At 40.1% G+C, this 6,020-nt stretch carries 5 protein-coding genes; 3 read left to right on the top strand and 2 right to left on the bottom strand.

The window, feature by feature from the left end; all coding sequences use genetic code 11:
• Positions 1-634: 634 nt before the first annotated feature.
• Positions 635-1,843, top strand: coding sequence for a hypothetical protein (locus DBR11_RS15145; RefSeq protein ID WP_199233850.1), 1,209 nt, complete (start codon positions 635-637; stop codon positions 1,841-1,843).
• 109 nt (positions 1,844-1,952) lie between these two features.
• Here the strand turns inward: DBR11_RS15145 and DBR11_RS15140 are convergent, their stop codons facing one another.
• A complete protein-coding gene (locus DBR11_RS15140) occupies positions 1,953-2,318 on the bottom strand; it encodes a nuclear transport factor 2 family protein (protein WP_108553500.1) in 366 nt (121 codons plus the stop codon).
• 96 nt (positions 2,319-2,414) lie between these two features.
• Here DBR11_RS15140 and DBR11_RS15135 point away from each other — a divergent pair, with 96 nt between their 5' ends.
• Entirely contained in the window at positions 2,415-3,332 is a 918-nt protein-coding gene (locus DBR11_RS15135; RefSeq protein WP_108553499.1) for an AraC family transcriptional regulator, read from the top strand.
• A gap of 29 nt (positions 3,333-3,361) precedes the next feature.
• On the opposite strand, the gene mnmE is transcribed toward DBR11_RS15135, so the two are convergent.
• The gene (mnmE, locus tag DBR11_RS15130; RefSeq protein ID WP_108553498.1) at positions 3,362-4,732 is read right to left on the bottom strand and encodes a tRNA uridine-5-carboxymethylaminomethyl(34) synthesis GTPase MnmE; all 1,371 of its coding nucleotides are present in this window, start codon (positions 4,730-4,732) and stop codon (positions 3,362-3,364) included.
• A gap of 87 nt (positions 4,733-4,819) precedes the next feature.
• Between mnmE and DBR11_RS15125 the strand changes: the two genes are divergently transcribed.
• A complete protein-coding gene (locus tag DBR11_RS15125; protein WP_108553497.1) occupies positions 4,820-5,938 on the top strand; it encodes an AI-2E family transporter in 1,119 nt (372 codons plus the stop codon).
• Positions 5,939-6,020: the final 82 nt, after the last annotated feature.

The raw sequence follows: 6,020 nt of genomic DNA, 5'->3' as shown, positions 1-6,020 counted from the left end.
CATATATATCTTTATATGCTATAGTGCACAAAATTACCATAGTTGAGTACCAAGGGTTACCCGATATTTAAAGTTTAAAAAGCTTGTTTCTATTTCTTTACCACCTAATTTTCAGGTCTGCCCTTTGAAGATCCACCTGAAAATGCACCCCCTCACCTGCCCTTCCGTACCCACCTAATTTCCACTTATGCAATATTTATAGATCGATTAAGTATCGATCTTTGGGAATGAATGCTTGAAATTAAGAAATGAGAAAAGCGAATGATTAGGCATTATACGCTTTAAAAAAGTAATATCTTGAATAAGATAATCTCAACCAATAAGCACCTATCTTTTGAGATAGTGGGTATATTCTACAGCCGAATCATCTTGTTTAAAGCTATAATATTCCCCTTTACAGTAATATAAGACCTTTCATTAATCAAAGTACTGGCATAACTATAGTTAACAAAATAAAAAACTACTTTAGCATAAATAAATTTAATTGAACAACTTTACCATAGCACAAGAAAAAGCACCGGCCATAACAACAGCGATTAAAAAGACAGCAGGGAAGTGTTCCAAATTAAGTTTAGACAAAGTTTCATCTTATCAAACCGAAAAACTTTAGCCACTATAATCAGCATTAAACAATATGAACCATAATCTAAAAAAGTTTCTCTTAAAATCTGTCATCGTACTTGCGTTAATACACTTGGCTTACTTTATATACGGTTATTTTAAGTTTACAGGTATAGGAAAAATAAATATTTACACTGAGTTTTATCGTTTTAAGTTTTACGACGACGTATCTATTTCCCACTTCTTTGTAACAGGTTTGTTTTTACTGACCGTTCTTATTCTACTGATACGGAATCATTCCAGACAACAGTACAATGCTCAAAATCTGATTAAAATTGGGGCTATCCTACTTCCGATAGTCTTTTTATCGTTAACCTTTTTTATGAGTTATAGTTTCGGGTTGAACGCTAAACTTAAGCAAGAATTATCTGAGAAAAACTTCAATACTGATAAAACGTTATTAAATGTTTTAAATCCGTTTTTATACCCTAATACCTCCTACAATTCAGAAACATTATTTAATGTGACCAATATCCTATATCCAAAGCCCTATCCGGTAATCGAGGTAAAGGACACTGTTTTCTACGATTTGGGAAATAAGGAATCTTTTAGTTTACAATCTGCATATTACAGCATTGACACCTTAAAAATGCTCACCTCAGCTTATGAAAAGCTAAAAAGCGCCACCAACTCTGCTTATGAACTGTTCGGCTTTGATCAGAAAGAATTACAGAAAAGAATCATATCAAAAAGCACCAGCAAGGACAGTACTGAAATTATATTTAAAGGATCTGCAGTCAGTCCGCAATATGACGATAGCATTTGCGTTTTTCTCGAAAACAAGACATTGATCAGTCCTGTTAACGGTCAAACTGTGGCAAAACAACAGCGGCAAAATGCGATAGAAAGATATAAGCTACTTTATAAATTAAACAAAGATTCTCTACTTAACTCTTTTAAAAAGCTGGATACGCTATTGAAAAAATACAACATAGAATCTTCCATCAACCCGGTAGCCCTCACCCAGGATGTCTTTCATTTTCGGGATAAAAATCAGGACCAGCTAGACCAGATCAGGAACAGCTTCGATCGACATGCATTAATTGAAAAAATCAACACCTTGAACCGATTGTTTTATCACCCTGGATACTTTCATTCATCCATCAGAAAGATTTTCTTTATCGTGCTATTTTCAACCTGGCTTTTTGGATTTGCAATTTTTGTGCTTGCTACTTTTATACGAAAATCGAAACAGTCAAAGCCTGACACGATAAATCAGTGAGATTCCATCAAAATCTAAACTAATCATAGCGGAACAGGAATTGTTCCAAAATAGACCATTGCGGCTGTGGGCCAATTCCCGCAGCCGGATACTTGTAAAGGTAATTGGATTAATAGAAAAAGGTCTCAGTGATGATCTTATCATCTTTTACCCCAAAGACCGCGATTTCCGCTAATTGTAATCGCTGTCCGTTTTTCAGGGTCATATCCCTGCCCATTGCCAGGCTGAAATAATCGCCCCCAACCACGGGTTCGCTGCTGAAAAAGCTGTGTACTTCTTCTATAGTTTCCTGCCTGGCTTTCGACTTCGCTAAAACCGCTTCAATACCCTTAGTTACAGTGGGCACACCCATGACCAGGGCATGTTCCGGTTCGGTACAAACAATATCTGCACTGTATAACTGCTGGTAGATTTCCGGTACCTGTCTCGCTTTAAAAAGTTCATAGTAACGATCGGCTAATTCCTGTGTATTCATTTTCTTTTTGATTTATAGTACAAAGGTAACGCGGCTACAAATACTAAAAGCACTAATAAGTATCATATATTTGCTTAAACGTATCGATTTACAACAATGGACGCATTAAGCACTGTATTGGAGGCAACGCGGCTGAAAAGCATTGTCTATAACAAAATCCCTTTGGCTGCTCCCTGGGGATTGGATATTGTCAAGGACGAAAACTCGCAGTTCTGGCGGCTGGTGAGCGGCAGCTGTACGGTTGGTTCACCCGACGGCCGTGTTATCGAAATGAAAGAGGGCGACCTCATATTCGTACCTCACGGGAGCGCCCACTGGATAGCGGATAAACCGACGAGCCTGCGTATGCCCTCTCCTGAGTTTGTGAAAGCCCTTAGGGCAGGAGTTCCGGTTTTTAATGGTGATGGTGAGAAAACTATCCTGATTGCGGGCCATTTTGAATTTGATTACCAGCCACTTCATCCTTTTTTAAAGGATCTTCCACCGATTATTCATATTAGGCAATATGTAACAGAAAACCAATTATTGGTCCGACAAGTTGCCCAGCTCATGCTGGAAGAACTTAATAACGAAAGGCCTGGTAGTAGCGTAATGCTGAAATGTTTGTCGGAAATGATGTTTGTCCATATCATCCGGGCCTATTTGGAACAAGCTGCACCTGAAAGCGGCTACCTATCTGCGTTAAATGACCCCAGGGTCAGCAAGGCATTGAAACTAATGCAAGACTCCCCTGAAAACGATTGGACACTGGAATCGCTGGCTTCGGAGATCGGCATGTCACGCTCTGTTTTCTTTAACCAGTTTAAAAAATTAGTGCGCGAAACACCCTTGAGCTACCTCACTAACTGGCGCATCAGGATGGCCCAAAAGCTTTTGATGACAGACAACAGCAAAATCTCCGAAATAGCAGCAAAAAGCGGCTACCAGTCGGAAGCTGCTTTTAACCGGATCTTTAAATCAAAAACCGGGCAGACTCCCGCAGTATACAGAAGAGTTAAACCCTTTGGTGGTTAAGAAAGTTGAGTTTGCCTGATTTTGACGGCTTATTTCCCGATACAGAATTTGCTGAAAATGTTTTCCAGCAAATCATCAGTTGTTACTTGTCCTGTAATTTCTCCCAGGTAATACAAAGCTTGCTTTATATCCATCGACAGGAAGTCGGAAGTAACTGGATTAGTCAATCCATTACCCACACTCTCCAAAGCTGTCTGCGTCCTTCTTAAGGCTTCTACGTGACGAATATTGGTTACCATGGTATGGTTATCTGAAAGCTGATCTCCTACTGCAGTGCTATACAGCAACTCTTTCAGTTCCTCAATTTGCTGGTTCTGTTTGGCAGAAATCGAGATAAATTGAATATCAGAAGGCAACTGAAGTTCTTTGAGCTTATTGTTGTAAGAAAGATCAATCTTGTTGGCAACCGCAATAAAAGCCATACCGGGACGGTATAATTTCGCAATATCTTCCCTGATTTCCTGAACAGTCAGGTTCACCACATCAAATACATAGACCAGCAAAGCAGACTGATTGATTTTCTGCATGGTTTTCTCTACTCCAATTGCTTCAATTGTATCTGTGGCCTCGCGAATTCCAGCGGTATCAATTAACCGGAAATTAATTCCGTTAATATTCAAAAGCTCCTCAATCGTATCCCTGGTTGTCCCCGCAATTTCGCTTACAATGGCACGTTCTTCATTCAGTAACGCATTCAGTAACGTGGACTTGCCCGCGTTAGGGCGTCCGGCTATTACGGTATTGATACCTTGTTTAATCACATTTCCCAGTTCGAAAGAACGGATCAGCTGGTTTAATACCAATGTTATTTTGTTAATCAGCTCCTGTAACTGGTCTCTATTAGCAAACTCTACATCCTCTTCTGCAAAATCGAGCTCCAGTTCTATCATAGACGCAAAATGGATCAATTGCTCTCTCAACAAGTTGAGTTCCGAACTAAAACCACCGCGAAGCTGGTTCATTGCCACCTGATGCGCAGCTGCAGAATCAGAAGAGATAAGATCAGCAACAGCCTCAGCCTGAGAAAGGTCAAGACCTCCATTAAGAAAGGCTCTCAATGTATATTCACCTGGTTTAGCCGCGCTGGCACCCTTTCTGATGAGTAAAGAGATAATCTGCTGAATGATATAATTAGAACCATGACAGGAAATTTCCACCACATTTTCTTTGGTATAAGACTTTGGTGCAATAAACAAACTCACCAGTACCTCATCGATCACCTGTTCCCCATCTTTAATCAATCCAAAATGTATGGTGTGCGATTTCTGTTTTAAGAGGTCTTTACCGCTAAATACAGAATTGGTGATGGATATAGCTTCGTTTCCTGAAAGACGGATAACGCCGATGGCACCGATTCCCGGAGGTGTTGATAGGGCAACTATAGTGTCGTTTGTGATCATCTCAATGTGTTTGTTGTGCTCAAAGCACAAAACTAACCAAACATTTCGTAGCTTAAGGTGTTAGTTTTGTAAATTTAACCATTATCTATGCAGGAACTCCCTCTCACCGTAAGAAGGTCTATTGAATTATTAGGAATTGTGCTCATTGGAACCATTTTGGTCATTGGCAGCAACATCATCATGCCTGTCCTTATGGCATTTTTTATCAGTATACTTCTGGTTCCTGTTTACCGGTTTTTAAGAAAATGGAAAATTCCGGAAGCCATAGCTATCATTATCCCCATTTTACTGCTGATTGTATTTGTGGGCCTAATCGGCTGGTTTTTCTCCTCCCAGATCAGTATTCTGGTTTCGGATTTTCCCCAGATCAAAAAGAATGTATCACAGCACCTTCATGCTTTAAGTAGCTGGATCAGTAGCATCAGCGACTATTCAACTAAAGAACAAGTTGCATTCATCAACAAAAAAAGTGATGACCTGATGTCTTATGCCGGTACAGCTGCAAGCGGGGCTGCCGTTACCTTAAGCTCTGTATTTATCTTTGTGGGACTATTGCCTATCTATATCTATCTGATGCTTTTCTACAAGGACATCCTGCTCCGTTTCATCTTTATGTGGTTTAAAACCGATCATCATCCCAGGGTTAAAGACGCTATTTATGAAACAGAATCCATCATTAAAAACTATCTGGTTGGATTGCTTATCCAAATCACCTATATGACTGTATTGCTAGGTGGCGGATTGTTGCTCCTTGGAATTAAACATGCTTTGCTGATTGGGGTTATCTTTGCCATCCTTAATCTGATCCCTTATGTCGGCGCACTAATCGGCAATATTATTGGGGTTATGCTTACACTGACTTCTTCTACTGAGTTATGGCCCGTTCTTACCGTACTTATAGTTATAGCAGTAGTTCAGTTCCTGGACAATAACATCCTGATGCCTAGAATCGTAGGCTCAAAAATAAAGATCAATGCGCTCGTCGCGATCCTTGGCGTTGTTGTTGGTGGCAGCATCGCCGGAGTGCCTGGCATGTTCTTGTCTATGCCTCTGATTGCAGTATTAAAAGTGATCTTTGACCGTACTGACATGTTTAAACAATGGGGTGTTTTATTAGGTGATGAAAGACCAACCAAGAGCCCAATGACCTTTCCCGCTTTCCGTAAAAAGAAGACTGTGCCCATGAAATCCGGAACTGAAAAATGAAAAAGACATCCACAATTGATTGCTGCGCTATCCAACTCTGAACCATACCGGTCTGCATCCTACCTGGTCTGCACTCAAGAAA

The organism is Pedobacter sp. HMWF019 (assembly GCF_003061025.1).
In the GTDB taxonomy this organism is placed as follows: domain Bacteria; phylum Bacteroidota; class Bacteroidia; order Sphingobacteriales; family Sphingobacteriaceae; genus Pedobacter.
The sequence above is the reverse complement of the archived record's forward strand: the minus strand, read 5'-3'. Positions and strand labels throughout refer to the sequence as shown.